Consider the following 24204-nt stretch of genomic DNA (forward strand, 5'->3'; position numbering starts at 1 on the left):
CGGCATGGAAGCGAGCATCGCCTGCCCGGTTCCTCCTGATCAGCGTCCTCAGGAGGAATACGCCCAACTCTGCAGTTCCTGGTTTTTCGCGTGGCCCTGCACGGCTCAGGTGTCCCTCGACCGCGCTCTGCTGATCAGTTGGCTTCTGATTTCACCCATCACCGTTCTGGTGGCCAGTGGCAGCTGGACCTTGCGCCATGACCCGGTTCGCCTGCTGATTGCCGGCGGCGTTGCCGCCCTTGTGTTGCCCATGTTGCTGCTGACACGCCAGTGGCTGGGTTGGACTTATGTGCACAAGCGCCTGCTCTCCGAGAAGGTGGAATACGAAGAATCGGGGTGGTACGACGGTCAGGTCTGGGAAAAACCCCTGGCGTGGCGTGAGCGAGACCTCTTGCTTGCTCAGCATGAGGTTCGTCCGATTCTTGGCCGACTCGGACGTGCCATGGCACTGGTGACGGGGCTGATGCTGGGCGGGGCGAGCATCTGTCAGGCTCTCTGAATCTGAACAGCAGGCGGGCATGTCGATCCCATCCGGATACCGCGGTACGGGCCGGGCGGTGAGTTCACCACCTCTCGAGGTGCATCTCAGACGTGGTTCGTCGATCGAATCAACCCATCGCGTGCACGCCGTGGTATGCGACAGCCGCGGCCGCGTGCTGATGCGAGCCGGACAGCCCGACTTTGAGACCTTCATTCGCTCCGCACTGAAACCCTTTCAGGCACTGCCGCTGATCAGCAGTGGAGCCTCGGAAGCCTTCAATTGCGGAGAGCGCGGCATCGCTATCAGCTGCGCCTCCCATGCGGGTACCCCCAGCCACGCACGCGAAGCCTTTCGAATGCTCTGGAATGCGGAGCTTGAAACCGAAATGCTGCAGTGTCCGGTGCCAGCCGGTCGCACTAGTCCGCTGGAACACAACTGCTCTGGGAAGCATGCCGGCTTTCTGGTGACCGCCCGCAAGATGGGCTGGCCTCTCGACAGTTACCTGCAGGGGGATCACCCCGTGCAGCAGGAAGTGACTCGCCGTGTGGCAGAACTTCTGGGGCTTCCTCAGGAGGAACTGGTCGCAGAGCGGGATGACTGCGGCGCTCCAACCCTGCGCCTTGAGCTGGCGCAGATGGCACTGCTCTTTGCACACTTGGGATCCTCAACCCATGCCGAGCTCGAACAGATCAGTCGAGCGATGCTGACCCACCCCGAACTGGTGGCAGGTGAGGGTCGCTTCGACACGGAGTTGATGCGTCGTTCGCATCGACAAGTGATCAGCAAGGGAGGCGCAGAAGGCATCCAGTGTCTGAGCCGCACAGGTGAAGGCCTGGGGGTCGCCATCAAAGTGGAAGACGGTGCGCGTCGCGCCAAGCAAGCCGTGGCCTTGCACCTGCTTCGCCAGCTCGACTGGATGACCCCCGGCGGCTTGGAAGAGCTGGAAGAAGACTTGCTGGTTCTCAATCCGGGCGTTCATCTCTCCGTGGAGGGCGAGCTGCGCTCCTGAGGCAGAGCCGGTGGTCGAGTCGCCCACGGAGTTGTATGATTTAAGGGTCGACGCGGGGTAGAGCAGTCTGGTAGCTCGTCGGGCTCATAACCCGAAGGTCGGGAGTTCAAATCTCCCCCCCGCCACCAAATCAAAAAGCCTCACTTCGGTGGGGCTTTTTTGTTGCCAAATTGCCTGATCGCGATCAAGAACACAACAGGGAGTTCACTGTTGGCACAGCCACGCTGACGACAGCGTCCCGTCCGATTGATCAGTGCATTCGGCGTTGTGTCTGTGGGGACAACAAGCGATCTCTCGTCCTCTGATCAGCCTCAAAAACCCACAATCTGCGATCAAGGGATGTTGAAGACTTCGTGTCGAGCGATGGCAACAGAGGCTATGGATTGATTGCACGACTGGGAGCATATTCACGGCCAACTGCAACATCGTGGGCACGCTGATCCGGTCACATCGGAAACTATCGGGAGGTTGTTGCTGCTGCTGTGCCCCTGCATCCCTTCGAAGCGATCGTGATCGGCTCGGGAGCAACCGGTGGGGTTGCCGCGATGACCTTGGCCGAAGCCGGCGTGAGGGTGCTGGTAGTTGAAGCCGGACCCGACCTGTCTGCAAGGGAGGCCCTGGGAGGTGAACCTGCCAACAGCCTTCGCCGAGCGGAGGGGTTGCTCAGTGGACGCCATCGACTGCAAGCTCAGCATCCGGGCTACTGGAAACAGAACCCCGCGCTCTACGCCGATGAACGGGCTTTCCCCTACCAGACACCGGAGGATCAGCCCTTTCTCTGGACACAGGGCCGGCAGGTGGGGGGACGCAGCCTCACCTGGGGTGGCATCACGCTGCGGCTGTCGGACTACGAATTCAAGGCTGCTGATCACGATGGGTATGGCCAGAACTGGCCGATCAGTCACAACGATCTAGATCCTCACTACACCGCCCTCGAACAGCTTCTCAAGGTGCGTGGAGCGCGCGATGGCCTCAGCCATCTCCCCGATGGACAGCTGGAGCCGGCGCTGCCCTTGATGCCCGAAGAGTCACAGTTCCGCGACGCCCTGCACCGGGAACGTGATCTGACCTTGATCCACTCCCGCGGCTTTGAAGCCCACCAGCCATCAACCACTGCACCCTGGCCGCGATCGAGCAGCAATGGCTCCAGCCTGCAGCGCGCCCTGGACACCGGAAATGTCGAAGTCCTGAGCAATTGCGTTGCCGAGACGCTCGAACTGCATCCAGACCAGCAGCGGGCGCGATCGGTCGTGGTGGTGAACCGAACGACAGGTGAGCGACAACGCCTCGACTGCGAACTGGTGGTGGTCTGCGCCTCCACCATCGCCAGCCTTCGGCTGTTGCTGCAGTCGGAACAACAGAACAACACGCAGGGATTCATCGACCCCTCAGGCCAACTGGGGAAAGGCCTGATGGACCACGTGTCCTGCTGCCGCTTCTTCTCCATCGCCAGTAAGACAGGACGCCAGGCGATGCAGCAATGCGACCCCTCCAGCACCCTTTCAGGTGCGGGCAGTTTTTTCCTGCCCTTCGGGAACGCCCCCGGGCGACGCACCGACGGATCCTTCCTGCGGGGCTATGGACTGTGGGGCGCGATCAACCGCTTTGATCCCCCCTGGTGGCTCAAACGCCATCCGGATCGTCGGCTGGGGTTCCTGATTGGCCACGGGGAAGTGCTGGCGGATGCGCGCAACCATGTGCGTCTCTCAGAGCAGTGCGATCCTTTCGGAATCCCCATGCCCCACATCAGCTGCCGCTGGGGCAAGAACGAGAAGGCCATGGTGCGCGACATGCAGCGCACGATTCAGGACTGCATCGCTGTGGCAGAAGGAACAGCTGCGTCCCTCGCCGACCTTGTGCATCTTCCCCTGGTCGAACCGATCGTGCGAGGTGCCGCGGCCGTTCAGGATGATGCGCCTCCACCTGGCTACTACATCCACGAAGTGGGAGGAGCGGCAATGGGACATGACGAAGACACCAGTGTGGTGGACCGCTGGAATCGCCTCTGGCGCTGTCCGAATGTTCTGGTGGTGGATGGAGCCTGCTGGCCCAGCTCCGGATGGCAAAGCCCAACGCTGACAATGATGGCGATCACACGCCGGGCCTGCCTGCAGGCCGTCAGGCCTGGGAACGGCTGAACAGGTCGTCGAGATAACGCTCGGTCACAGCGCGCTCTGAGCAGCCGTTTTGGAAGAGGAACTGCGCCAGCGCTGAGCTCATCACCTGGTATTGATCCCAGTTGGGGTTAGAACCGACGAAGTCCTTCAAGCCCCGATAGAGCACCTCAGGAATTTCGGCCTCAAGACTGACAAAGGGCGCATCAACCTCCGTGGAAGGGACCGCTTGGGAGTCCATGCATCGTTCCAGGTGATTGCGATCCATCCAGTCCGTCGTGCCTCGTGTTCACCAACAGGGAGCCACAAAACCATGGCGCTCGTCAAAGGGCGGGTCCAGATGCGACCAAATGCACATCTCATTTGAGACTCACGTCAGCACAAGGAGCCTGAGAGATGACAGGCGCTGGTGGCGTTCAACTTGAAAGCGACCGTCCCACTGTCAAGTCGCCGATGTCACAAGATCGGGAACCCACAAACGCATACAGGAGAGCAGGGATTCAGGCGATCAACCGTGGAAAACCCCAGAAAAACTGTGGAAAAGACCACTTGTTCTCCACAAAACACATCATTGATCAGCCACGCTTATCTTGCAAAGTCTCATTCGACTCATGCAAGACAGAGACGACTGAGCACGTCAACATCACCCAATTGCTTCAGGTTTGAGGCTGAGATGTGTTGTCTTGTGACTTTGCCGCGCGCAGGGTGGTCGGACCGAGGGGGTGCTCAGCGTGCGGGTATGGGTAATGACCGTGGCTGTGATCGTGGGCATGGCTGTGGTCAGACCCATGGCTGTGGTCATGCGCATGGTGATGGCCGCCACCGAGCGGAATCGGCACTCCATCCGGTGAACAGGCTCCGGTGCATTCACGCTCGCAGAGATCACAGGCCTCGGTGAGGCCCTCCACGTGGTGATGGTGACTGGACTGATCCAGTCCGACTTCCTGCTCAAACCCCAGCACCTGAGCTCGGTACTTGCAAAGGGAGCAATTCATTGCAGCTTCCCCGCCCAGCACCTCTTGCACCCGCTCAACAAAAGTGTCGAGGACGTGATCGTGATCCCCCAGGTATGACGCATGAAGGAATTCCACTTCGGGATGATCCTCAGCGACGCGCTCGGTGTGCTGACGAATGCGGCTCACGAGTACCCCAGAAAAGAGGAAATAAGGGAACACCACAATCCGCTTGAACCCCAGCTTCACCACATGGCGCAGCCCAGGTTCCACCAGGGGGAAGGTGACACCGGAATAGACCGTTTCACCCCAGCCGAATCCGAACCCCTCCACCAACATCCGCATCACTTTGGACACGTTGGAGTTGGCATCAGGATCTGAAGAGCCGCGACCGACCACCACCAGCAAGGTGTCGGACATCGGCACCTCCGGGGCCTGAGCCAGGACCTCACGGATGCGTGCTCCTGCCGCAGCGATCATCAACCGGTCAACACCCAGTTCCCGGCCGTAGTCAATTTGCAGTCCCGTTTCAGCGCTGTAGGTGTTGAGCACCGAAGGAATGTCGTTCTTTGCATGCCCAGCCGCAAAAAGCATGGCGGGAATTGCCAGCACTTTCTGCACGCCCTGGGCTCGCAGATTCTCGAGTCCATCACGCAGGATGGGCTGGGCGAATTCAAGGAATCCGTATTCCACCGGAAACCCTTTCAGCCGCTTTTTGAGGCCGATCGCCAGGCCCTCGAACTCCTCGACCGCCAGACGATTGCGACTGCCGTGACCACAGATCAGGACACCGTGCTTCGGTGCATCAGGAACATCGATCTGCAGCGTCACACCAGAAATGCCTCTTCATTGAAGTTATTCGGTGCTGGAGAGGGAAAGCGGAGATGAATACCCAGGCCCGCGATGCCAAGTCCCTCGGATCTCTGTGCCCAGGGCCAGAACTACTGCCAGAACTGATGCGTCAACCGCTGGGTGGAACGCCACTGCAGGTTCGATCCGGTGGCACCTCAAGCCGTTGCGCCGCTGACCAGCATTGGACGCTGGATCTACGTCGCCATCAGCAGTTCCGCTACCTCAGCGCAACGCAGGAAGTGGAATTCGGCACGGGCCTGTCCATGGCCGACCTGCTCAGGCAGCTGCAGGCTTTCAATCGGGCCATCCCGATCGGCCTGTCCGGCCTCCCAGGCAGCGGCTTTGTGCTGACCGGCGGCATGGGTCCCCTCAGCCGAACGCAAGGGTTGGCCATCGATCACATCACACAGATCGAAGGGGTTTGGGGGTCGGGTGCGCCGTTCACACTCGATGTTGAACAAGCGAGGCACGATCCCACCCTCGCCGCAGAGTGTCGCGGCCTGCTGGGCGCAGCGCCCTTTCTCGCAGTGGTCACCAAACTGCGGCTGCGCACCCATCCCATCGTCAAGCTGCGGCTACGGAGGGGTTGGATCAACCCATCGGAGTTACCAGCCGTCATTGCCTTGGCAGAACAGTGGCCTGAGAGCTGCAGCCTGCAATGGACCTGGGGCGAGAGGTTGGAGATCTACGCCGTGGACTGCAGTCCCCTGTCAGCCCCCAGCGCAGGCCTGCACGCACTGGATCCCTTTCTGAACGCTGGCTCAGGGGGCCAGGTGGAGCAGGTGCACGACCAGTTGGATCTGCCTGCCTTCGGCCAATTCGGGATGGAGACACCACGCACTGCGTCTGCCCCCTCCAACAACCTTCTCCATAGCGAGGTGCTAGGTCGTCTTGGGCCCGCTTTTGCGGACCAAGCCGCGTCTGTGATTGAACAACTGCAGCGGCAGATGCGCCAACGCCCACACCCGGCTTGCCGAATCAGTGCACAGCAACTCGGTGGAGCAACTGCACGGATCGATCCGAGCTTCACAGCCTTCGTGCATCGGGATGCCCAGTGGAAGCCATGGATCACAGCAGCCTGGACGCCAGGCGACCTTGAGGGTCGCTTGCGCAGCCTTGCCTGGATGGAAGGCGTCAGTGACGATCTACGCACGTGCTGCCCTGGGGTGCACCTCGCGCAGCTGCATGACCACCTTCCAAATCATCAACAGGAGCTCCGCGACGCCTTCGGCAGCTGGTTGCCGGAGCTGCAGCATTTGAAAGCGAACGTGGACCCAGACGCAAAGCTGCCGCCGCTCTGACGTACGGTCCCAGCAATTCATCCACCGCTGATGGCCACAGGATCCGTGCCACGACAGTTGAACATTGGTTTCGGCAATCCCTTCAAGGACCTGCTGTCAGGTCTGGTGGTGGCCTTCGCAATGATTCCCGAGGCGATCGCCTTCTCCGGCATCGCCGGAGTCGACCCGCAGGTGGGTCTGTTTGGCGCCTTTCTGCTGTCGATCACCATCGCTTTTGTTGGCGGTCGATCGGCAATGATCACTTCCGCCACGGGCTCCACAGCTCTTCTGATGACAGGCCTGGTGGCCACCGGCGAAGCCCGCGGTCCGGGTCTTGGACTGACTTATCTCCTGGTGGCTGGCGTGGTCACCGGCATCCTGCAAATCCTTTGGGGGTGGATGCGACTGGCGTATCAGATGCGCTTCGTGCCGCTGGGTGTATTGAGCGGTTTCGTCAACGCGCTGGCCCTGCTCATCTTCCAAGCGCAATTGCCGGAATTAGGCATCAATCTGCATTTCGGAGAAACGCAAGCAGCTGGACATGGCCATGCAGTGATCCTCAGTGGTGTGCAACTGCCGATCATCTGGGGGCTGGTTCTGCTGGGTCTGGTGATCATTTATGGCCTGCCCCGTCTGACGCGGTTGGTGCCGTCTCAGCTGGTAGCCATCGTGGTGCTAACAGCAATTTCCATGGTCTTCAACTTGGCGGAAAACTTCGGTATTCCGACAGTGAGCGGCCTCGGTGATCTGCCGACAGGACTGCCAGTACCGAGCTGGCCCTTCGGTTCACCTGAAGACATGAAGGTGCCCTTCAGCCTGGAAACCCTGGGCATTGTGCTTCCCACAGCCCTGGCCATTTCACTGGTGGGGCTGATGGAAACCTTCCTCACCCAGGACATCCTGGATGACCGCACCGACAGCAACTCCAACAAGAACGTGGAGGCACGGGGTCAAGGGATCGCCAACATCGTGTCGTCACTATTCGGTGGCATGGCTGGCTGTGCCTTGGTGGGTCAGTCGGTGATGAACATCGACAACGGTGGACGCACGCGCCTGTCGACCCTGTTTTCCGGCATCAGCCTGCTGACCATGATCCTGGTCGCCAGACCCTGGCTTCAGCAGATTCCAATGGCCGCCCTGGTGGCCGTGATGATCAGTATCGCTGTGAGCACGGCAGATGTGGCCGGTCTGAAGCGGATCCGCTCAATCCCCAAAAGCGACACGGCCGTGATGCTGATGACCTTCGCGGTCACCATGCTGACCACACCCCACAATCTGGCCCTAGGCGTGATCGCCGGTGTGGCCCTTGCCGGCATCCTGTTCAGCCGCAAGGTGGCCAAGGTGATCCGTGTGGAAGCGGTGGATGTCACGCCCAACCTGCGCCGTTACGTGGTGACTGGGCAGCTGTTCTTCGTCAGCAAGATCTATTTCATGCAGGGATTTGACGTGCATGACCACCCCAGTCAGATCACGATTGACATGTCTGCTGCTCACATCTGGGATCAGAGCGGCGTCGGTGCCCTCAATCAACTGATCCGCAAACTGCAGAAGGGTGGATCGCAGGTGGAGGTTGTTGGTCTCAACAAAGAGAGCCTGGATCTCTTTGAAAGGATCGGTAGCCAGCCCGCAGGAGAGCACGGCTGAGCCTCTCCAGCGGGTTTAAAGGCTGTTACCGAGCAGACCGATGCAAGCGGAGAAGTCGTCGCGCATTCCATTGAGGCGCTGGCGGATCTGCTGATCGCTGGTCTGCTCTTGCAGATACAACTCGGTGACATCGTTGCCGATGCTCATCACCAGGCACAGGGTTTCCAGATCGTCAGCCTCCACGGCTCTCTGCTTGGCCCCTTCAAGGATCACAGTGAGCAGCGCCATCTTGTTGTTGTAAGCCTGGCGATCACTCACCTGCCAAGCCGAAACAGGCGCACAGAAACCGGCCATCGCCATCACCAATGCAGGGATAGAACCCAGCAGGCAACGGAACATTTCAGCGCGACTGATTAACGTTGGGTAAAAACTAGAGAGTTTCGAGAACGTCGGCAGAAAGTGACATCAACCCGTCAAAAGCTCTGACAGGATTGCTTCTCGATGTTCACTGTGATGACAGCGCGACGACAGGTGATTTCTCTGCTGAGCGCCCTACTCGCCCTCGGTGGTTGCGCAACGCTCGGGGAAGGCGGCGCTTCAAGGCTCGATCAGATCCGCAACCGAGGCGAACTGCGCTGCGGCGTCAGCGGCAAGATTCCTGGATTCAGCTTTCTGCAGCGCGATGGCCGCTACGCCGGGCTCGATGTGGATCTATGCAAGGCCTTCGCAGCCGCGTTTGTCGGTGATGGCGGCAAGGTTCAATATCGCCCCCTGACGGCACCGGAGCGGTTCACGGCCCTGCGGACGGGCGAAATCGATCTGTTGTCACGCAACACAACCTTCAACCTCAGCCGTGATGCGGCCGGTGGCAATGGCGTGAGCTTTGCTCCGGTGGTGTTTCATGACGGCCAAGGCCTGCTGGTTCGTCGCGAAAGCGGCATCCGCAGCCTTGAGGATCTTGGTGGACAGACCATCTGTGTGGGATCTGGCACCACCACAGAGCAGAACCTCAACGATGCCTTTCAAGCGCGGGGATTGCCTTACACCCCGATCAAATATCAAGACCTGAATCAGGTGGTGGCGGGCTACCTGCAAAGTCGATGCAGCGCCTTCACCTCAGACCGATCCCAGCTGGCTTCGGCCCGCTCCGGCTTCGAACGTCCCGACGATCACGTGATCCTTCCCGACGTGCTGAGCAAAGAACCCCTGGCACCCCTTTCCTCCGGGGGGGATCAACGCCTTGCCGATGCCATGCGCTGGGTGGTGTTTGGCCTGATCACGGCTGAAGAGATGGGAATCACTCAGGCCAATGTGAACGCGACACTGGAGAAAGCCACCGACAATCCTGATCTCACCCGGATCAGGCGTTTCCTCGGTGTGGAGGGTGATCTGGGCAGCAAGCTCGGCCTCCCTGACGACTTCATGGTGCAGGTGATCCGCACCACAGGGAATTACGGGGAGATCTACAACCGCCATCTCGGGCCCGACAGTGTGGTGCCGATTCCCCGCGGTCTCAACAATCTGTCCAGCCAGGGCGGCGTCTTGACAGCCCCTCCCTTCCAATGAAGCTGCGTCGCTCCACCTGGTTCCAGCTGCTGCTGACGGTCGCGGTGCTCACCGTGGTGGGAATCCTGGTGAACAACCTGTCGGTGAATCTGATCCGCACAGGGCTCGGCCTCAGTTTTCGCTGGCTCTGGCGCCCAGCAGGGTTCGCTCTGGGCGAACATCCGCTGCCTTATGACCCCGGCGACAGCACCGCCTGGGCTCTGGTGATGGGGTGGCTGAACAGCCTGCGTGTGATCGGCTGCAGCATGGTGGTGGCCACTGCCCTGGGGGTCAGCGCAGGCGCGGCGCGGCGCAGTCTCAATCCACTGTTGTGCAGGCTCGCGGCGCTCTACGTCGGTGTGATCCGCCAGATCCCACTGTTGCTGCAGCTGCTGTTCTGGTATTTCGTGGCCTTCCTTGGCCTTCCCTCAGAACCTCTGGCGCCTCTGGGGGCTCTGATCCGTCTCTCCAATCAGGGCATCGGCATCCTCGGACTCAATCTGAGCGTGGAATTTGCAGCCGTGCTCGTTGGTTTGAGCGTGTTCACGGGGGCGTCGATCGCCGAAATCGTGCGTGGTGGCCTGGACGCGGTCCCGACTGGTCAATGGGAAGCCTTCCGCAGCCTTGGATTGAGCGAAACCATGGGCATGCGAAAGGTGGTGCTGCCACAGGCGTTGCCGGCCATTCTTCCGGCCCTGAGCAGTCAGTATCTGAATCTCGCCAAGAACAGCACCCTGGCCATCGCCGTGGGATACGCCGATCTCTATGCCGTCAGCGACACGGCCATCACCCAGACGGGCAGAGCGATCGAAGGCTTTCTGATCCTGCTGGTCAGTTTTCTGGTGCTCAATCTGCTGATCAATGCAGGCATGCAGATCCTCAACCGAATCGTGCTGGTTCCCGGCCGACGGACGTAACATCCGCCCACCCACCAGCTCTCCATGAACTCTCGACGCATCGCAGCTGTGCTGCTGCTCGTCGCCGCAGTGGCCGCACTCCTTCTGCCCTTTGCTTCAGCCACGCTGCTGACGATCGGCATCGGCGGCATCGCTTTTGCAGCAGGCATGGGACAGCTGCTGAGACTTGGCGCCGAGAACGGTGTTCAGGCCAAGCTGTTCCGCGTCCTATCTGCGCTGCTGTACATCGGTGGTTCGATCTTCATCTTGATCGACCCGATCGACAGCGAAATCAGCCTCACGCTGTTTGCAGGTGTGCTGCTGCTGGTGGAAGGCGTGATGGAACTGGCCTCCGGCGCGACGGCATCCGGTCCTGCATCCGGGCTGATCGTGGTGGATGGAATCCTGACGGCATTGTTCGGAGTGCTGCTGGTGGTGGAATGGCCTTCCGACAGTCTGTGGGCACTGGGCACCCTGTTTGGGGCAGCCCTGTTCCTGTCTGCGCTAAACCTGTTCCGGGCTCCGGCTGAACAAGCCGGCAGCTGATGGCGCCAAGCCGCAACGTCAGAAGCAGAAGCCTGTGGCAACCCCGGCGTCATCCGCTTGAAACAGCGATGAGCCTGGTGGTCCTTGTCCTGATCGCCTGGGTGGTCTGGTCGACAGGAGCCTGGCTGTTCACCGCTGCCGACTGGTCAGTCGTCAGCGAGAACCTGCCCCTTTTTGCCGTTGGCAGCTATCCGGCCGAAGAGCGCTGGCGCCCCATGGTCTGGCTTCTACTGCTCGTTGTGATCACTTTGGCCACACTGCTGCAGCCGGTTGCGGGTTCCCGTTTGCGCTTCAGCGGCAGGGCCTTGTCGTTGGGATGGCTGGCCATGCTGCCGATCGGCTGGCTGCTCCTCTCAGGTGGACTAGGCCTTCCGCCGGTGAGCACCCGGGACTGGGGAGGACTGACACTCACCCTGGTGCTCACCGGAGCCAGCGGACTGATGGCTCTTCCTCTGGGCATTCTTCTGGCCTTAGGCCGCCGCAGTCGTCTGGCACTGCCGCGCATGCTCAGTCGCCTCTACATCGATGGCCTGCGGGCGGTGCCATTGATCGCCGTGCTGTTCTTCGGTCAGCTGCTGCTGCCGCTCTTCTTGCCAGTGGAGATCGAAATCAACCGGGTGCTGCGCGCGGTGACCGCTTTCGCCCTGTTCGCAGCCGCCTACGTCGCGGAGGACGTGCGGGGTGGCTTGCAGGCCATTCCTCACACCCAGACGGAAGCCGCACAGGCCTTGGGCCTCAGTCCTTGGCAAACCCAACGCTTGGTGGTGCTGCCCCAGGCTCTGCGCATCGCTGTGCCAGCCCTGACCAATCAGGCCATCGGTCTGCTGCAAAACACCAGTTTGATGGCAATTTTGGGCCTCGTTGAGTTGCTGGGCATCAGCCGCAGCCTGTTGGCCAACCCCGAGTACATCGGGCGATATCTGGAGACTTACGTCTGGCTGGGAGGTCTCTATTGGGTGATCTGCACCGTGATGGCTTTGCTGGCCAGACAACTTGAAGTCAAGACCGCCACACCGTCCACATCCGCCGAGCGTTTATGACCGTTGCCGTCCGCGCCGATTCGATCAGCAAAAGCTTCCAGCAGGGGCAACGCGCCCTGGATGCCGTGACCCTCGAGGTGCAACACGGCGAAGTGCTGGTGGTGATGGGTCCATCGGGGTCCGGCAAAAGCACCTTGATCCGCACCTTCAACGGCCTGGAGGCGATCGATGGCGGACAGCTCGAAGTGGTGGGGCTCAGCCTGGATGCAGACCAAGATGAACGCCAGATCCGGCGCATCCGCCGGCGTGTGGGCATGGTGTTTCAGCAGTTCAATCTCTTCCCGCATCTGACGATCCTCGACAACATCACCCTGGCGCCTAGACGGGTGAACCAAGTGCCCCGGATCGATGCCGAAGAGCGTGCTCACGGCCTTCTAGCCCAGATGGGAATCGCCGATCAGGCGACTAAATTCCCCGCCCAACTCAGCGGTGGCCAACAACAACGGGTGGCGATCGCCAGAGCCCTGGCGATGGACCCAGAGCTGATGCTGTTCGATGAGCCCACCAGCGCCCTCGACCCGGAACGGGTCAAGGAAGTGCTCGATGCGATGCGTCAGCTGGCATCCGACGGCATGACGATGGTGGTCGTGACCCATGAACTGGGATTCGCCCGTGAGGTGGCCGACCGGGTGTTGTTTATGGATGCCGGCCGTGTGGTCGAGCTCAGCGATGCCAACAGCTTCTTCACGCAAGCCAAGGAAGAACGCAGCCGGCGCTTCCTCAACCAGATGGACCATTGAACAACCTGCGTCTTCAATCCTCAACAATCGACCGCGACGATGTCGTGACGGGCTCTACTACTGCCCCTAAGGCTCGAAACACGCAAACAGTCCCTGAAGAAGTCATGGACTGGACCGCCGTCCAATGAGATCGACCCAATGGTGTCCACCTGGTGGAGAGACCGTGTGTCGTTTCTGATCAAGGAAGGTCGTCAAAGAGATGCTGCAGCACTTTTGCTGGAGTTCTGCTTTCCTAGAAGTCGAGCGATTGAGCTCTCAGCCCATCCACACCCGGACTAGGCCATGGACCAAAGACAACAGGTCCAGCAGCTCTGCGAAGACCACGCTGAAGCGCTACAGCAACTCGCTCGCGACGTGGCCAAGCGACAGCAATGGGACCTGAATCTGCCCGTCGCCGTGATCGATGCCCGCACCGAGCGGCGATCGTTCCACGTCACTGGGGTCGGCAGCGTCGGCAATGTGGTGCGGGTCTCCACGACCATTGATCACCCTTTGATGCAGCAGCTTTTCGCGTTGGTGCAATCGAGCAGCGATGACGCTGCCGTGGACACCATGCGCAACAATCCGGACATAGGCGAGGAGTTCGCGACCATCTTTGAGATGTATCGCGACGAACGCCGCGGTGGTGCCCCACTCTGGAGCGCTACGGACGCAGCCTCATTCGTGGTGAAGTCCAAGGAGGCTTATGACGACCGCGAGCTGGCCATCGTTGCTCTACTCCCCGGTGATCCCCATGCTGTGGTGACCTTCGGCGTTCCGCTGAGCTACTACGGCGCCGAAAACGCCTGATTGATCCGCAGACGGTCTAAGGCCTGTTCCGCGGCAATCAATTCCCGTTCGGTCTGCAGCCAGCATTCATTGCCGAGCGGCAGGGTGGCCACCTGATCCGCCAATTCGAACTGAAGCAACTGGCAACGCTCCGAAAGGGCATCACTGAGTTGAAGCAAATGCTGCTGAATCAGGCAGCAGGGAGCGGCGACACCCAAACCAGCTCCTCCAACAAGGACGATTACAACTTTGGCACATTCCCTAGGTTTTTCTAAACTGATCGTCCCGGAAGGTCTGCAGTGCTGAACCTCCTCTGGGAGATGGGTCCCTGCCTGATCGTGGGCGCCTTGATCGGTCGCTGGCGACCGCAGTGGATTGCGCCTCTGGCGACACCACTCGTGCGTTTCGGGGTGCCGGTGAGCCTGATGGGCCTATTGCTGCATGGCGGCCTGAACGGCTCGCTGCTGGGCATGGCGATGCTGGCCGTCACCGTGATTGCGGTCATGCTCACCCTGCTGCGCTTGGCGACACCCTTCGCGGCGGCCCTCTCCCATCCCGATCTGCAGCTAGGCAGCTGCATCGGAAACACGGCGTACTTCGGCGTCCCCGCTGCCCTGGCACTGCTACCGGCTGAGGCCTTGCCGGTCAGCATCGGCTACGACTTCGGCGCCACCCTTTTGGCCTGGGGGCTTGGCCCTCTCTGGCTCACCCGCAAGCAAGCATCCAATGAACAAGACCGCAGGTGGCAAAGGCTGATCGGTCACCTGAGTGCCAGCCCAGCCACCCGCGGCCTGCTCGGCGCGTTGATCGTGATGGCCACCCCTTGGCACCAGGCGATCAGCGAGGCACTGTGGCTGCCCTCAAGGGCTGTGATCGTGCTGGCCTTGGCCGTGGTGGGCATGCGCCTGGGAAGCATTGCCTCACGAAATGCTCCGCGCCTCGACGTGAGCCTCACCACGCCGCTGATCTGCAAACTGCTGCTATTTCCGGCGCTGATGCTGATGGTCAGCCTGGCGCTTCCACTGCCAGGCGTTGCGCGCCAGGCGCTTGTGCTTCAGGCCGCCGCTCCAACGGCAATTTCGGTGTTGCTCATGGCGGAGTCCGAGCAGCTGAACGCGGCAGCATCGGCGCAACTGATCTTGCGCAGCACCCTGCTGGCGTTAATCAGCGTGCCGCTCTGGAGCCTGCTGCTTCGTCCGCTTGGCGGAACACCCGGAATGTGAGATTCAAACGCGGTTCACGCACCCGCTTACGAACCGGCAACCCATGCATCCACTGCTGCTGGCAGCGGCAATCCATCAGCAGCAGATCGCCATCGGCCAGAGGAAGATCGTGGCGACGGCCACTGATGCGATGTCGAAACTGCAGATCACGGGTTGCGCCGAGCGATAAGGACGCAATCGGAAAGGCGTCATCAATTTCAGGCTCATCATCCGCATGCCAGCCCATGCGGTCTTCACCGTCGCGATAGAGATTGAACAGACAACCGTTGAAGGGAGCGGAACAGCGCTGACTCACTTGCTCCAGCAGGGGCTGAAACCATGCTGGCCAGCCTTCACCACGATGAACCGCTCCGCTGTAGCGATAGGCCACATCGTGATCAGCCAGAAAAGCTGTTAGCCGGGGCACCCGATGCCAACGCCCGTACACCCGCACCTGCGGCTGATCCCACTGGATCTGCTGCACGCAACGATCCATCCATTCACGGCTGGTGGAGGGGCTCAGCCAGGTGCGCGCATGCGTCCAGTTGATGGATTCAGGAGCGTCGTCATCGAGCATGCCAGCCACCCCATCACGGCGAGCACTCTCGCGCCCAGCAAGCAGAAGCGTGAGTGAAGACGAATAACAGACCTGGATCAGCCTCAAAACCAGCTCATAGATTGCTCCTATGGGAGCTCGGATCACACAGCAGGTTTTTCTGGAACGCGCCAAGCAGCGCTTCGGAGATCAATTCGATTACTCAGGCATGCAGTGGCGCAGCTACAAGAGCCCCGTGAAAATTCGCTGCCGCAAACATCCTGTTCAGGAAATCACCATCACTCCTGAAAAACATCTGCAAACCACAGGCGGCTGCCGTCATTGCCTGCGTGAACGCCGCATTGAGGCCCTGGAACGGGAATTGAATCGTTCAGCGGCCAAACCAGCTGCAGAAATCACCACTCCAGCTGCGAAAGCGAAACCAACACCACAACCCGAGGTGGACGTGTCGGAATCAGTTGTTGTCTGATCCGGAGTGGTTCATCCGTTCAACTTGGCGTACCAGCCCACGGCAAGCTGCCAACTCGACCAGAGAAAGATGGCGAGGAACACCCAATTGAGCCAGGCAGGTCGATTCTTGTTTTCGAACATCGCCTCTTGATCAGCAAAGTCATTCTCTGACAACCCGCCGGGCTTTCGACACAACCGTCACGCACGATGACGGAGCCTGTTCAAGGCGTCGTGATCGGCATGGTGCGCTTGAGATCGTGCATGCCTTCGAGCTGTTGATGCACGGATTTCAACTGACGCTGGATATGGTCGCTTTGAGGAAGCGTGTTGAGGGACACCAATGCCGATTCGACGTGCTTTTTGGCGTCGATCAACAAACGGCATTCAAGACTTCCGGGTTCGTAACTCATCGCGATGGATCTTCTTCTCCAATTAAGGAACAGCGCAACGCACTTGGTTGTGCCCGTCACAACCATTGTGAGGATCCGTCAGGGCGTCAGCATGCCGCCCGAGGCTTCAATCAGGTCCCAAGGGCGCTCCAAACCTCCCTTCACACGCCAGATTCCACGGGAGGCATTCTTTGCCTGCGCTTCCAGATCGACATAAGGAAGGTCATCACAACGACCGAGATAGCCGTCGTAAGCGAAGACGGCTCCCTGCCTGAGCAGTGGCTGAGCGACATCGTTGTCCTCAATGAGCAAACGGGCCACCAGACGTCCGTACACATCCCTGGCGCGCAATTCCAGGATGACCTCGCTGTTCACAGGAAGTTCACGCTGCAACTGCTCTGACGCCAAGCGAGCCCACGGCTGCTGCTGGGCCAAAGGCGCCTGGACACAGGCCAAGCGCACCGCACGCGCCTGATCACCCAGATCGACGAGCACCTCCTGGCCATTGTTGACCGCCAGAACCGTGACGGATTGACGCGGGTGCGGCTCTGCTTTTGCTTCGGGAGTGAGGCTTGCACCGAGGATCGCCGCACTAAGCAGCAGCCGGGGAATCAGGCGAGCCGCGAAAGCGTCAAAACGGAACCGTGGCATTGGCGGTGGCAGTGACCGTGGAAGTGACATCAGGCTTGAACCACCTGCACATCCACCAGTTCCACGCTGTCCATGGCCTGATCTGTGAGATAGCGAAGCGTCCGGTTGCGGATCAACTGAACTTCAACGGCATTCCAGGTGCCTCCGATCACGCATCCCACCAGAGGGATGGTTTTGGTGAGCAGCGCTCTCTGGGTGACCCGCCGACCAAACACCCGAGTCATCACCGCATTGATCAGCTGAAGTCCACCCTGATCGATCAACTGTCGAACCACCTGACGCGTGGCATTTTGAGCCATCCGTAACCCGACTTCCACACCCAGCTGACTGAGCACACTGGTGCCGAACACGGGCACCAGCAACTCGAGCCGAGCCGAGTCCCGATCGAGGAAGCCGGGAAGGATCAACTCCGCCGCGCAGGCGGCAGCAAACACTTGCGTTCGGGTGGTCACAGACAGATCAGCAAGTGCACCGGCAACACTCAGCACAGGGTTGGCCGCCAGACCCATCACCGCACCGGCAGCAATCACCTGAAGACGTGCATCGCTGAACGCCTGCTCCGCCAGTTCATGGCTGCTGGCGGCTGGAAAACGCGCACGCAACTGATCGACTTCACAGCGAACCCGCATCGCGTCAAAACTGACCACCCAATTGAGAGCATCAGCCGCGGAGCCAACCATGACTCAAGATCCAGACCGAACCGACACGTCAACGTTGGCGCATGGCCGAGCAGCTCACAAGGCTTCCAGGGCAAGTTGATAACGGTGCTGCGTCAAGAACCAGACACATCAGGTTGCTGTCGCTCGATTCGAGACGATGGGCTGAATCCTCGGCAGCTTCAGACAGGTCAATGCCGACAGCAAGACCAACAGTGAAGACGTCCAGAGACAGGCCTGCATTCCGGCGGCCGCCGACCGTCCCAGCATGAACGCCGCTCCCGACAGCAGGGTTCCAACGAGACGCCCAGCCGCATTGGCCATGTAATAGAAACCCACATTGAGGCTCACGCTCTCGGTATCGGTGTAGGCGAGCACCAGGTAGGAGTGAATGGACGAATTCATGGCGAACACCACCCCAAAAGCGGCGAGGCCTGCGGTGATTGCAATCGACACCTCCACCTGACGCCAGAGCGCCACCGCAATCAAAGCCGGAATCGCCGTGAGCAACGCACTCCAGAACTGCAAGGCTGAAGCACCAGGGGAGCTGGTCTGCCCCCAGAGCCGTCGCAGTGCCGGCGCCGATCCCTGGACGATGCCGTAGCCAATCACCCAGAGACCGAGGAAGCCGCCGATCTCTCCGAAACCCCACCCCAGAGACGCTTCCAAAAACACCGGTAACGCCACCACAAACCAGACATCCCGGGCACCGAACAGGAAGAAGCGGGCCAGCGACAGCACGTTGATGCCCTGGGACTTGGAGAACAGCGAAGAGAAGGCGGCCTTGGACTTCATCTTTCCGATCTCCCCGGGCAGCACCAGCGTGAGCAGGAAGGCGAGGGCCAGGCCTGCAGCCATCGAACCCACAGCTGCATTGAAGCCAAAGGCGGTGAGCAGCACCCCACCGAGAAAGAAACCCACACCCTTGAGGGCGTTCTTGGATCCCGTCAGGATCGCCACCCACTTGAACAGCTGCTGCTGCCCCTGCTGCTGATCAGCCGGGGTTTCCGGCACGACGGTCTTGATGGCGCTCTTGGCGCTCATCTTGTTGAGGTCTTTAGCGATGCCGCTGATCGCCTGGGCGGCCATCACGTAGATCACGCTCAATAGTTTCGGCCAGCTGGCAGCGACGGGCACCAGCATCAGCAACGCCAGGATCTGCAGCAGCGTGCCCACCCAGAGAGTGAGCCGTAGCCCATAGCGGGCACCAATCCAGCCCCCATAGAGGTTGGTGATCACCCCGAACAATTCATAGAAGAGAAACAGGAAGGCAATCTCGAGGGTGGAGTAGCCGAGCTGGTGGAAGTGGAACACCACCAGCATGCGCAGAGCGCCATCAGTGAGCGTGAACGCCCAGTAATTGGCGGTGACGATGCCGTACTGCTGCAGAGGGGAGAGTTTCATACCTCAAGCCCCACCACATGGGCCACCAGATCGGCCATGCGGCTGCTGTAGCCCCATTCATTGTCGTACCAGGCGTAGACCTTCAGCTGCGTGCCATCCACCACCATCGTCGAGAGGGCATCGACGATCGCGCTGCGGTTGTCGTTGGTGTAGTCACACGACACCAGTGGGCGCTCCTCATAACCCAGGATTCCCTTGAGCGGACCGTCTGCCGCGGTCTTGAATGCCGCATTCACCTGCTCTGCCGTGACGCTCTGCTTGAGCTCGAACACCGCATCGGTGAGCGATCCATTCAGCAGGGGAACACGCACAGCGTGACCGTTGAGCTTGCCCTTCAGCTCGGGAAAGATCATCGCGATCGCCTTGGCCGAACCGGTGGTGGTGGGGATCAGTGAGGTGAGCCCGGAGCGCGCCCGACGCAGATCGCTTTTGAAAGAATCGATCGGCACCTGGGTGTTGGTGATGTCGTGAATGGTGGTGATCAGACCGTGTTCGATGCCGAAGCTCTCGTGCACCACCTTCACCACCGGTGCCAGGCAGTTGGTGGTGCAGGAGGCGGCCGTCACCAACTTGTGCCGCGCCGGTTCATAGAAGTGGTGATTGATCCCATAAACGATGTTGAGCGCCTCTTCACCGGCGACCACACCCTTCACCGGACAGGCCACCACCACACGCTTCAAACCCACCTGCTCGAAATAGGGGTTGAGGGTCTCCGGCGTTTTGATCGCGCCGCTGGCCTCGAGCACCATCTCCACACCGCGTTCAGCCCAGGGCACGGCGGTGGGGTCTTGTTCGCTGGACCAGGTGAGTGGGGATCCCTCCACGCTGAAGCCAGTAGCGCTGCTGGTGATGCCTCGGTCCCAGCGCCCATGCACGGAATCGAACTCCAGCAGGTGGGCCGCTGCTGACGCATCGCCGGCGGGATCATTGACGTGCACCAGCTCGATGCCAGGCCGGCCCCAGAGGGCACGGAACACCAGGCGACCAATCCGTCCAAAGCCATTGATGCCGATGCGCATGGTGACCAATAGGGCCGATCGCCCCATAGATCAACCAATCTTGATTGATCAACCAGACTTGATGCAAGCCTCTTGCAAGCAGCGACACGGCGCTGCAGAATTTTTTCCAATTGCAGTGAATCGCCGATGAACCTGGGTCATCTCCTCTGGACGGTCTTCGGCGGCGCAGCCATCACCCTGGCGCTGTCTTACCTGCTGCGGCGAGTACTTCCCCGACTGACGCAGAAAACCAACAGCGATTTCGACGACTTCGTGCTCGCAGCCCTGGCGGATGCCGTGATTCCGATCGGGCTGGTCACTGTGCTGGTGCTCACGGAAATTGATCTCAACTTTCCCGCCAACATCAAGACGGCCTACGACATCGCCCTGCGCGGCCTGGTCACGATCGTGCTGGTGCGCTTCACCAATCGGGTGGGTGCTCGCTTCCTCACAAGTGCCGCGCGACGCACCGGCGGCGAAGACCTTCAGCAGCTGCTCAAAAGCCTGCTGCCTCTCCTAAGGGCTGTGGTGTGGACCGTGGGCATCCTGGTGCTTCTTCAGAGCCTGGGCGTGCAAATGACGGTGGTCTGGGGTCTGCTCAGCGCCGGCGGCATCGGTATCGGCTTGGCCCTCAAAGAACCGGCGCAGGAGCTGTTCGCTTACCTGATGATCCTGCTCGACAAACCGTTCACCGTCGGCCAGTTCATCAGCACGGGATCCACGTCGGCCACGGTGGAGAAAATCGGCGTGCGCTCCACCCATCTGCGCAGCACCCGCGGCGAACTTGTGGTGGTCAGCAACAGCTCGCTGACGGGAAAAACCATTCAAAACTTCGCCGAAATGAAACAAAGGCGCATGCTCTATTCCATCGGCGTCACCTACGACACCACCGTGGAACAGATGAAAGCCATTCCCTCCATGATCCAGGCGATCATCGACCAGCAGGAGCACAGCAGCTTCGGCCGTTGTCACTTCACTGAATTCGCCGACTCAAGCCTGAATTTCGAGCTGGCCTATTACATCGACACCCGTGATTACACCGTCGCCCTGAACGATCAGCAGGCGATCAACCTGGCCATCATGGAAGCCTTTGCACAGGAAGGCATCGAGTTTGCCTTCCCGAGCCAGACCGTCTATCTGGAAAGCGATTCAGGAGCGAGCCAGGCCAGATGAGCACTGCTAAAGCCTGGCACTCCTAGGCTGAAACCTGACCGGACGCAGTCCATGACACCCCCGGTGGAAACAGCCTTGCAGGACAAAACAGCCTTGCAGGACAAAACAGTCTTGAAGGGGAACCAAGGCTCGGCAGTGGACACAGCTGACCCCCTGGACACCCACAAGGCCCAGGCCATGCTCAAAGGGCTGTCCGACCCGATCCGACTGAGGGTGATAGAGCAGCTGGGTGCCGGCGAGCGCTGCGTCTGCGATCTCACCACGGATCTGCAGCTCTCCCAGTCACGACTCTCCTTTCACCTCAAGGTGCTCCGCGAGGCAGGCCTAATTAGCGATCGCCAGAGCGGTCGCTGGGTCTACTACCGGCTGCGGCCCGAAGCCCTGGGAGCACTGCAACAGTGGCTGCAAGGGCTCTCCATCAGCTGCGAAGCACGCAGCAGCTGCTGCGACGGCTGAACGATGACAGGCGAAGCCGAGGACGAACGCCTGCTGTTTCCCGCCACACAGCGCAATCGCATTCCCATTGGAGACGCGCTGGAGCGCCATCTGCCCAGCCAGGGTTTGGTGCTCGAACTCGCCAGCGGCTCGGGGGAGCACGGCGTGACTTTTCAACAACGCTTTCCCGGGCTGACCTGGCAATGCAGTGACCCCGATCCGGACCACTGCCGCAGCATCAACAGCTGGATCCGTCATGAGGGACTCAGCGGAACCATGCCCACTGCACTGGCACTCGACGTGCGTGAACGTCACTGGCGCCAGCACCTGAGCGCTGCACCGCAGGCCATCGTCAGCATCAACCTGCTGCACATCGCTCCCTGGGAGTGCACGCTTGCACTGCTGGACAACGCCGCGGAGCTGCTGCAAGCGGGCAGCACACTCAGCGTGTATGGGCCGTTCCGCGTCGATGGCGTCCACGTCAGCGAGAGCAACCGCCAGTTCGATCTGACCTTGCGACAGCGCGACCCCAGCTGGGGTGTGCGCGACCAGACGACCGTGATCGATCGGGCCGCGGCCGTGGGCCTGACGCTGCGCGAAATCGCGATGCTGCCGGCCAACAACCGCATGATCACCTGGAGCCGCTGAGCGTTCAGACAAGCTCCAAGACTGCGCAGACGCCAGCCTTTGAGGGCCTTGGCTTTGCGGGGACGCATGAGCACGCTGGTCATCAGCTGTCAGCCAAGCAAGCCCAAAGACAGACAAAGCACTCCAAAGGAACTCGAGAGATACTCCACAGTGACTTTGCAGACACTACAGGCTAGATTCTGGCCAACAGCGCACACGCTGAATGGCTCCTGCCCGGGAAAACCAGGTGAAGCTGACGGTTTCGGTTCCCCCGAGCCTGCACGTCTTGCTGCGCAGCTGGGCTCAGTGCGAGGGGCGCGAACTCACCAGCGTCGTCCTGCAATGCGTTGAGCTGTCCGTCCGGCAGCTGAAGAGCAACGGATCAATCCCCGCCAGCGCCGTGACCAGTTACGAACGAGCCTGCGAAGAACGCCTGGCCGCCGCCAACGCCGCGCCATGACCCTCAACACCACCAAGCTGGATCCAGCCCAAATCGAACAGGCCTTGCTGGCGCCGTGCATGGATGCCGTGATCGCCGTCACCGAGCGCTATCAATTTCTGGAACACCACCGCGGCGCCAGAGTCTTCACCGCCTACAGGGAAATCGACCACGTGCTGCACCTGGGCTTCCACGACGACCTCACGCACCAGGCCCGAAAGGAACTGCAGGAGCGGGGTTTCCAGCTTATGGAAGCCCGCGAAGGCACCAAACGAGAGCATCGGCTGCTGTTGCTCACGCTCAAAGAAATCGGCTTTTCCCATCACTACGGAGAAGGCTTTTACCAGGCGTCACGCAGCCTGGTGCGTCACCTGCGCAACCTGGGCTGGCCCCTGGGAACGCTGACCAGCACCCTCAACAACTCCCGCAGCAACCCGGAAGGATCCACCAACTGAGCTGAGCTCAGAATTCGATGCCGGCCTCAGGGCCGATCTCGCCATCAGGCCAATCATCACCAATGTCCTCCACCACGGGTTGGTCCTTGGGAATCGGACCGGAACTGGGTTGCGATCCATCGATGCAGCCATCCGGCGTGGTGAAGCCACTGGAGAAGGCCTCGCAATTCACGAGGTCCTGTTCTGCCCGGGCGGGCAGCAGCCCGGCTAACAGGACAACAGCCAGCACAAACCTGAAGGGATGATGCATCGTTCACCAGCAAACCCCCCGAGTCTGGCGGCCGTCACCAGGGTGTGAGCTGCGTGCGTGTTTCCAAACCAGCCCAGCGTTGCAAGGCATCCCAGCCACGCACACGCTGGTCGATCCAGACATGGCCGCAACCGTTGAGATGGATGCCATCGGGTTCCATCCACTGCAGCCAATCGGGATCCGCCTGCATCGCAGCATGCAGCGCCAGGAAGGGCACATCCACTTCGAGGCAGGCTTCCTCGATCTGGGCTTCGTGCACCGCCACATCCCCATTGCCATACCAAAGGCAGTCCGCAAAGGGCATGGCCTGTTCATCCACAGGCGTCAGTCCCAGCACAAACACCGAAGCCCGCGGCTGGATCGCCCGCAGCAGCTGCTCAAATCCGAAGCGAAACGCCTCGGCATCCAGAGGTTGGCGGCCATCGGGGCGACCAACCCGCGCGGTGTCGTTGAGACCGACCGCCAGCAGGATCGCTTCCGGTTGTTTGCGCCGCAGCTCACCACGACAGGCCCATTCACGCTCCCAGCGCGCTGACACCGCTTCAAGACCATCACCGCGCACACCGAGGCCATAGATCAGCGGAGCATCAGGGAGCTCCATCCAGTGCCGACGCAACCGTTCACACCAACCGCCGCCTTCGCGATCCCCCCAGCCGACAACGCCGCTATCGCCGATCACCACCAGTTGCCGGGGAGCCCGCATCGATATGC

The 24204-nt window shown here is 60.6% G+C and carries 30 protein-coding genes and 1 tRNA gene; 19 read left to right on the plus strand and 12 right to left on the minus strand.

The genetic code is table 11. The features are described 5' to 3' along the window. The first annotated feature begins 4 nt into the window (after positions 1 to 4). The 4 genes from SynNOUM97013_RS07580 (at position 5) to SynNOUM97013_RS07595 (ending at position 3628) form a co-directional block, all read left to right on the plus strand. A complete protein-coding gene (locus SynNOUM97013_RS07580; protein ID WP_186481512.1) occupies positions 5 to 499 on the plus strand; it encodes a CGLD27 family protein in 495 nt (164 codons plus the stop codon). A gap of 19 nt (positions 500 to 518) precedes the next feature. Next, the gene (locus SynNOUM97013_RS07585; RefSeq protein WP_186479196.1) at positions 519 to 1490 is read left to right on the plus strand and encodes an asparaginase; all 972 of its coding nucleotides are present in this window, start codon (positions 519 to 521) and stop codon (positions 1488 to 1490) included. Positions 1491 to 1541: 51 nt separating this feature from the next. Continuing rightward, a tRNA-Met gene (locus SynNOUM97013_RS07590) sits at positions 1542 to 1618 on the plus strand. 354 nt (positions 1619 to 1972) lie between these two features. Continuing rightward, positions 1973 to 3628 (plus strand): GMC oxidoreductase, encoded by a 1656-nt coding sequence (locus SynNOUM97013_RS07595; protein ID WP_186479197.1) that lies wholly within the window; start codon positions 1973 to 1975, stop codon positions 3626 to 3628. Here SynNOUM97013_RS07595 and SynNOUM97013_RS07600 read toward each other — a convergent pair. After that, on the minus strand, positions 3609 to 3872 hold the full coding sequence (locus SynNOUM97013_RS07600) for a DUF2811 domain-containing protein (protein ID WP_186479198.1): 264 nt from the start codon (positions 3870 to 3872) through the stop codon (positions 3609 to 3611). The genes SynNOUM97013_RS07595 and SynNOUM97013_RS07600 overlap by 20 nt on opposite strands. A 388-nt stretch (positions 3873 to 4260) precedes the next feature. Further along, positions 4261 to 5388 carry a sirohydrochlorin chelatase gene (locus SynNOUM97013_RS07605; protein WP_186479199.1) on the minus strand — a complete coding sequence of 376 codons (1128 nt, stop codon included), beginning with the start codon at positions 5386 to 5388 and terminating at the stop codon, positions 4261 to 4263. 53 nt (positions 5389 to 5441) lie between these two features. On the opposite strand from SynNOUM97013_RS07605, the gene SynNOUM97013_RS07610 reads away from it, so the two are divergent. After that, on the plus strand, positions 5442 to 6710 hold the full coding sequence (locus tag SynNOUM97013_RS07610; RefSeq protein ID WP_186479200.1) for an FAD-binding protein: 1269 nt from the start codon (positions 5442 to 5444) through the stop codon (positions 6708 to 6710). A gap of 30 nt (positions 6711 to 6740) precedes the next feature. Continuing rightward, entirely contained in the window at positions 6741 to 8333 is a 1593-nt protein-coding gene (locus SynNOUM97013_RS07615) for a SulP family inorganic anion transporter (protein ID WP_186479201.1), read from the plus strand. Positions 8334 to 8348: 15 nt separating this feature from the next. On the opposite strand, the gene SynNOUM97013_RS07620 is transcribed toward SynNOUM97013_RS07615, so the two are convergent. Further along, positions 8349 to 8672 (minus strand): hypothetical protein, encoded by a 324-nt coding sequence (locus tag SynNOUM97013_RS07620; protein WP_186479202.1) that lies wholly within the window; start codon positions 8670 to 8672, stop codon positions 8349 to 8351. A 114-nt stretch (positions 8673 to 8786) separates the two neighbouring features. On the opposite strand from SynNOUM97013_RS07620, the gene SynNOUM97013_RS07625 reads away from it, so the two are divergent. From SynNOUM97013_RS07625 to SynNOUM97013_RS07650, 6 genes are all read left to right on the plus strand, one after another. Further along, positions 8787 to 9839, plus strand: coding sequence for an amino acid ABC transporter substrate-binding protein (locus SynNOUM97013_RS07625; protein ID WP_255442646.1), 1053 nt, complete (start codon positions 8787 to 8789; stop codon positions 9837 to 9839). Next, on the plus strand, positions 9836 to 10735 hold the full coding sequence (locus tag SynNOUM97013_RS07630) for an ABC transporter permease subunit (protein WP_186479204.1): 900 nt from the start codon (positions 9836 to 9838) through the stop codon (positions 10733 to 10735). The genes SynNOUM97013_RS07625 and SynNOUM97013_RS07630 overlap by 4 nt, the downstream gene beginning before the upstream one ends. 24 nt (positions 10736 to 10759) lie before the next feature. Further along, positions 10760 to 11260, plus strand: a complete 501-nt coding sequence (locus SynNOUM97013_RS07635; protein ID WP_186479205.1) for an HdeD family acid-resistance protein — start codon at positions 10760 to 10762, stop codon at positions 11258 to 11260. Beyond that, a complete protein-coding gene (locus SynNOUM97013_RS07640; RefSeq protein WP_186479206.1) occupies positions 11260 to 12300 on the plus strand; it encodes an amino acid ABC transporter permease in 1041 nt (346 codons plus the stop codon). Before SynNOUM97013_RS07635 ends, SynNOUM97013_RS07640 begins: the two co-directional genes overlap by 1 nt. Beyond that, positions 12297 to 13040, plus strand: a complete 744-nt coding sequence (locus SynNOUM97013_RS07645; protein WP_186479207.1) for an amino acid ABC transporter ATP-binding protein — start codon at positions 12297 to 12299, stop codon at positions 13038 to 13040. Before SynNOUM97013_RS07640 ends, SynNOUM97013_RS07645 begins: the two co-directional genes overlap by 4 nt. 282 nt (positions 13041 to 13322) lie before the next feature. Continuing rightward, positions 13323 to 13829: a hypothetical protein gene (locus SynNOUM97013_RS07650; protein ID WP_186479208.1), complete on the plus strand. Its 507-nt coding sequence runs from the start codon at positions 13323 to 13325 to the stop codon at positions 13827 to 13829. Here SynNOUM97013_RS07650 and SynNOUM97013_RS07655 read toward each other — a convergent pair. Continuing rightward, the gene (locus SynNOUM97013_RS07655) at positions 13808 to 14026 is read right to left on the minus strand and encodes a hypothetical protein (RefSeq protein WP_186479209.1); all 219 of its coding nucleotides are present in this window, start codon (positions 14024 to 14026) and stop codon (positions 13808 to 13810) included. The genes SynNOUM97013_RS07650 and SynNOUM97013_RS07655 overlap by 22 nt on opposite strands. An 81-nt stretch (positions 14027 to 14107) precedes the next feature. On the opposite strand from SynNOUM97013_RS07655, the gene SynNOUM97013_RS07660 reads away from it, so the two are divergent. Next, entirely contained in the window at positions 14108 to 15031 is a 924-nt protein-coding gene (locus tag SynNOUM97013_RS07660) for an AEC family transporter (RefSeq protein WP_255442647.1), read from the plus strand. On the opposite strand, the gene SynNOUM97013_RS07665 is transcribed toward SynNOUM97013_RS07660, so the two are convergent. Next, the gene (locus SynNOUM97013_RS07665) at positions 14973 to 15587 is read right to left on the minus strand and encodes an alpha-ketoglutarate-dependent dioxygenase AlkB (RefSeq protein WP_186481513.1); all 615 of its coding nucleotides are present in this window, start codon (positions 15585 to 15587) and stop codon (positions 14973 to 14975) included. The two genes, SynNOUM97013_RS07660 and SynNOUM97013_RS07665, sit on opposite strands and share 59 nt — an antisense overlap. Before the next feature lie 109 nt (positions 15588 to 15696). Between SynNOUM97013_RS07665 and SynNOUM97013_RS07670 the strand changes: the two genes are divergently transcribed. Further along, positions 15697 to 16035, plus strand: a complete 339-nt coding sequence (locus tag SynNOUM97013_RS07670) for a hypothetical protein (RefSeq protein ID WP_186479210.1) — start codon at positions 15697 to 15699, stop codon at positions 16033 to 16035. 202 nt (positions 16036 to 16237) lie between these two features. Here the strand turns inward: SynNOUM97013_RS07670 and SynNOUM97013_RS07675 are convergent, their stop codons facing one another. The 5 genes from SynNOUM97013_RS07675 to SynNOUM97013_RS07695 all read right to left on the minus strand — a co-directional run bounded on the left by SynNOUM97013_RS07675 (position 16238) and on the right by SynNOUM97013_RS07695 (position 20135). Then, the gene (locus tag SynNOUM97013_RS07675; protein ID WP_186479211.1) at positions 16238 to 16426 is read right to left on the minus strand and encodes a hypothetical protein; all 189 of its coding nucleotides are present in this window, start codon (positions 16424 to 16426) and stop codon (positions 16238 to 16240) included. A gap of 78 nt (positions 16427 to 16504) precedes the next feature. Next, the gene (locus SynNOUM97013_RS07680) at positions 16505 to 17056 is read right to left on the minus strand and encodes a thermonuclease family protein (protein WP_186479212.1); all 552 of its coding nucleotides are present in this window, start codon (positions 17054 to 17056) and stop codon (positions 16505 to 16507) included. 29 nt (positions 17057 to 17085) lie between these two features. Beyond that, positions 17086 to 17736, minus strand: a complete 651-nt coding sequence (locus tag SynNOUM97013_RS07685; RefSeq protein ID WP_186479213.1) for a hypothetical protein — start codon at positions 17734 to 17736, stop codon at positions 17086 to 17088. Between the two features lie 108 nt (positions 17737 to 17844). Then, the gene (arsJ, locus tag SynNOUM97013_RS07690; protein ID WP_186479214.1) at positions 17845 to 19116 is read right to left on the minus strand and encodes an organoarsenical effux MFS transporter ArsJ; all 1272 of its coding nucleotides are present in this window, start codon (positions 19114 to 19116) and stop codon (positions 17845 to 17847) included. Then, positions 19113 to 20135: an ArsJ-associated glyceraldehyde-3-phosphate dehydrogenase gene (locus SynNOUM97013_RS07695; protein ID WP_186481515.1), complete on the minus strand. Its 1023-nt coding sequence runs from the start codon at positions 20133 to 20135 to the stop codon at positions 19113 to 19115. The genes arsJ and SynNOUM97013_RS07695 overlap by 4 nt, the downstream gene beginning before the upstream one ends. 126 nt (positions 20136 to 20261) lie before the next feature. Between SynNOUM97013_RS07695 and SynNOUM97013_RS07700 the strand changes: the two genes are divergently transcribed. From SynNOUM97013_RS07700 to SynNOUM97013_RS07720, 5 genes are all read left to right on the plus strand, one after another. Then, positions 20262 to 21287, plus strand: a complete 1026-nt coding sequence (locus tag SynNOUM97013_RS07700; protein WP_186479215.1) for a mechanosensitive ion channel family protein — start codon at positions 20262 to 20264, stop codon at positions 21285 to 21287. A gap of 177 nt (positions 21288 to 21464) precedes the next feature. Then, positions 21465 to 21743 carry a helix-turn-helix transcriptional regulator gene (locus SynNOUM97013_RS07705; protein ID WP_255443088.1) on the plus strand — a complete coding sequence of 93 codons (279 nt, stop codon included), beginning with the start codon at positions 21465 to 21467 and terminating at the stop codon, positions 21741 to 21743. A 3-nt stretch (positions 21744 to 21746) separates the two neighbouring features. Further along, the gene (locus SynNOUM97013_RS07710; protein ID WP_186479217.1) at positions 21747 to 22370 is read left to right on the plus strand and encodes a DUF938 domain-containing protein; all 624 of its coding nucleotides are present in this window, start codon (positions 21747 to 21749) and stop codon (positions 22368 to 22370) included. A 202-nt stretch (positions 22371 to 22572) separates the two neighbouring features. Continuing rightward, positions 22573 to 22809 carry a hypothetical protein gene (locus SynNOUM97013_RS07715; RefSeq protein WP_186479218.1) on the plus strand — a complete coding sequence of 79 codons (237 nt, stop codon included), beginning with the start codon at positions 22573 to 22575 and terminating at the stop codon, positions 22807 to 22809. Continuing rightward, positions 22806 to 23243, plus strand: a complete 438-nt coding sequence (locus tag SynNOUM97013_RS07720) for a hypothetical protein (protein WP_186479219.1) — start codon at positions 22806 to 22808, stop codon at positions 23241 to 23243. Before SynNOUM97013_RS07715 ends, SynNOUM97013_RS07720 begins: the two co-directional genes overlap by 4 nt. A gap of 7 nt (positions 23244 to 23250) precedes the next feature. On the opposite strand, the gene SynNOUM97013_RS07725 is transcribed toward SynNOUM97013_RS07720, so the two are convergent. Next, on the minus strand, positions 23251 to 23493 hold the full coding sequence (locus SynNOUM97013_RS07725; RefSeq protein ID WP_255442648.1) for a hypothetical protein: 243 nt from the start codon (positions 23491 to 23493) through the stop codon (positions 23251 to 23253). A 34-nt stretch (positions 23494 to 23527) separates the two neighbouring features. Continuing rightward, positions 23528 to 24196, minus strand: coding sequence for a GDSL-type esterase/lipase family protein (locus SynNOUM97013_RS07730; protein WP_186479220.1), 669 nt, complete (start codon positions 24194 to 24196; stop codon positions 23528 to 23530). Between the last annotated feature and the right edge of the window lie 8 nt (positions 24197 to 24204).

It is taken from the genome of Synechococcus sp. NOUM97013 (assembly GCF_014279815.1).
Taxonomy (GTDB): domain Bacteria; phylum Cyanobacteriota; class Cyanobacteriia; order PCC-6307; family Cyanobiaceae; genus Synechococcus_C.

Bases quoted from the DNA above. Each gene is read 5' to 3' on its own strand.
- SynNOUM97013_RS07580 (WP_186481512.1), top strand. From the start codon at position 5: ATGGAAGCGAGCATCGCCTGCCCGGTTCCTCCTGATCAGCGTCCTCAG.
- SynNOUM97013_RS07585 (WP_186479196.1), top strand. From the start codon at position 519: ATGTCGATCCCATCCGGATACCGCGGTACGGGCCGGGCGGTGAGTTCA.
- SynNOUM97013_RS07600 (WP_186479198.1), bottom strand. From the start codon at position 3,872: ATGGATCGCAATCACCTGGAACGATGCATGGACTCCCAAGCGGTCCCT.
- SynNOUM97013_RS07610 (WP_186479200.1), top strand. From the start codon at position 5,442: ATGAATACCCAGGCCCGCGATGCCAAGTCCCTCGGATCTCTGTGCCCA.
- SynNOUM97013_RS07615 (WP_186479201.1), top strand. From the start codon at position 6,741: ATGGCCACAGGATCCGTGCCACGACAGTTGAACATTGGTTTCGGCAAT.
- SynNOUM97013_RS07620 (WP_186479202.1), bottom strand. From the start codon at position 8,672: ATGTTCCGTTGCCTGCTGGGTTCTATCCCTGCATTGGTGATGGCGATG.
- SynNOUM97013_RS07625 (WP_255442646.1), top strand. From the start codon at position 8,787: ATGACAGCGCGACGACAGGTGATTTCTCTGCTGAGCGCCCTACTCGCC.
- SynNOUM97013_RS07630 (WP_186479204.1), top strand. From the start codon at position 9,836: ATGAAGCTGCGTCGCTCCACCTGGTTCCAGCTGCTGCTGACGGTCGCG.
- SynNOUM97013_RS07635 (WP_186479205.1), top strand. From the start codon at position 10,760: ATGAACTCTCGACGCATCGCAGCTGTGCTGCTGCTCGTCGCCGCAGTG.
- SynNOUM97013_RS07640 (WP_186479206.1), top strand. From the start codon at position 11,260: ATGGCGCCAAGCCGCAACGTCAGAAGCAGAAGCCTGTGGCAACCCCGG.
- SynNOUM97013_RS07645 (WP_186479207.1), top strand. From the start codon at position 12,297: ATGACCGTTGCCGTCCGCGCCGATTCGATCAGCAAAAGCTTCCAGCAG.
- SynNOUM97013_RS07650 (WP_186479208.1), top strand. From the start codon at position 13,323: ATGGACCAAAGACAACAGGTCCAGCAGCTCTGCGAAGACCACGCTGAA.
- SynNOUM97013_RS07665 (WP_186481513.1), bottom strand. From the start codon at position 15,587: ATGCTCGATGACGACGCTCCTGAATCCATCAACTGGACGCATGCGCGC.
- SynNOUM97013_RS07670 (WP_186479210.1), top strand. From the start codon at position 15,697: ATGGGAGCTCGGATCACACAGCAGGTTTTTCTGGAACGCGCCAAGCAG.
- SynNOUM97013_RS07675 (WP_186479211.1), bottom strand. From the start codon at position 16,426: ATGAGTTACGAACCCGGAAGTCTTGAATGCCGTTTGTTGATCGACGCC.
- SynNOUM97013_RS07680 (WP_186479212.1), bottom strand. From the start codon at position 17,056: ATGCCACGGTTCCGTTTTGACGCTTTCGCGGCTCGCCTGATTCCCCGG.
- SynNOUM97013_RS07685 (WP_186479213.1), bottom strand. From the start codon at position 17,736: ATGGTTGGCTCCGCGGCTGATGCTCTCAATTGGGTGGTCAGTTTTGAC.
- arsJ (WP_186479214.1), bottom strand. From the start codon at position 19,116: ATGAAACTCTCCCCTCTGCAGCAGTACGGCATCGTCACCGCCAATTAC.
- SynNOUM97013_RS07695 (WP_186481515.1), bottom strand. From the start codon at position 20,135: ATGCGCATCGGCATCAATGGCTTTGGACGGATTGGTCGCCTGGTGTTC.
- SynNOUM97013_RS07700 (WP_186479215.1), top strand. From the start codon at position 20,262: ATGAACCTGGGTCATCTCCTCTGGACGGTCTTCGGCGGCGCAGCCATC.
- SynNOUM97013_RS07705 (WP_255443088.1), top strand. From the start codon at position 21,465: ATGCTCAAAGGGCTGTCCGACCCGATCCGACTGAGGGTGATAGAGCAG.
- SynNOUM97013_RS07710 (WP_186479217.1), top strand. From the start codon at position 21,747: ATGACAGGCGAAGCCGAGGACGAACGCCTGCTGTTTCCCGCCACACAG.
- SynNOUM97013_RS07715 (WP_186479218.1), top strand. From the start codon at position 22,573: ATGGCTCCTGCCCGGGAAAACCAGGTGAAGCTGACGGTTTCGGTTCCC.
- SynNOUM97013_RS07720 (WP_186479219.1), top strand. From the start codon at position 22,806: ATGACCCTCAACACCACCAAGCTGGATCCAGCCCAAATCGAACAGGCC.
- SynNOUM97013_RS07725 (WP_255442648.1), bottom strand. From the start codon at position 23,493: ATGCATCATCCCTTCAGGTTTGTGCTGGCTGTTGTCCTGTTAGCCGGG.
- SynNOUM97013_RS07730 (WP_186479220.1), bottom strand. From the start codon at position 24,196: ATGCGGGCTCCCCGGCAACTGGTGGTGATCGGCGATAGCGGCGTTGTC.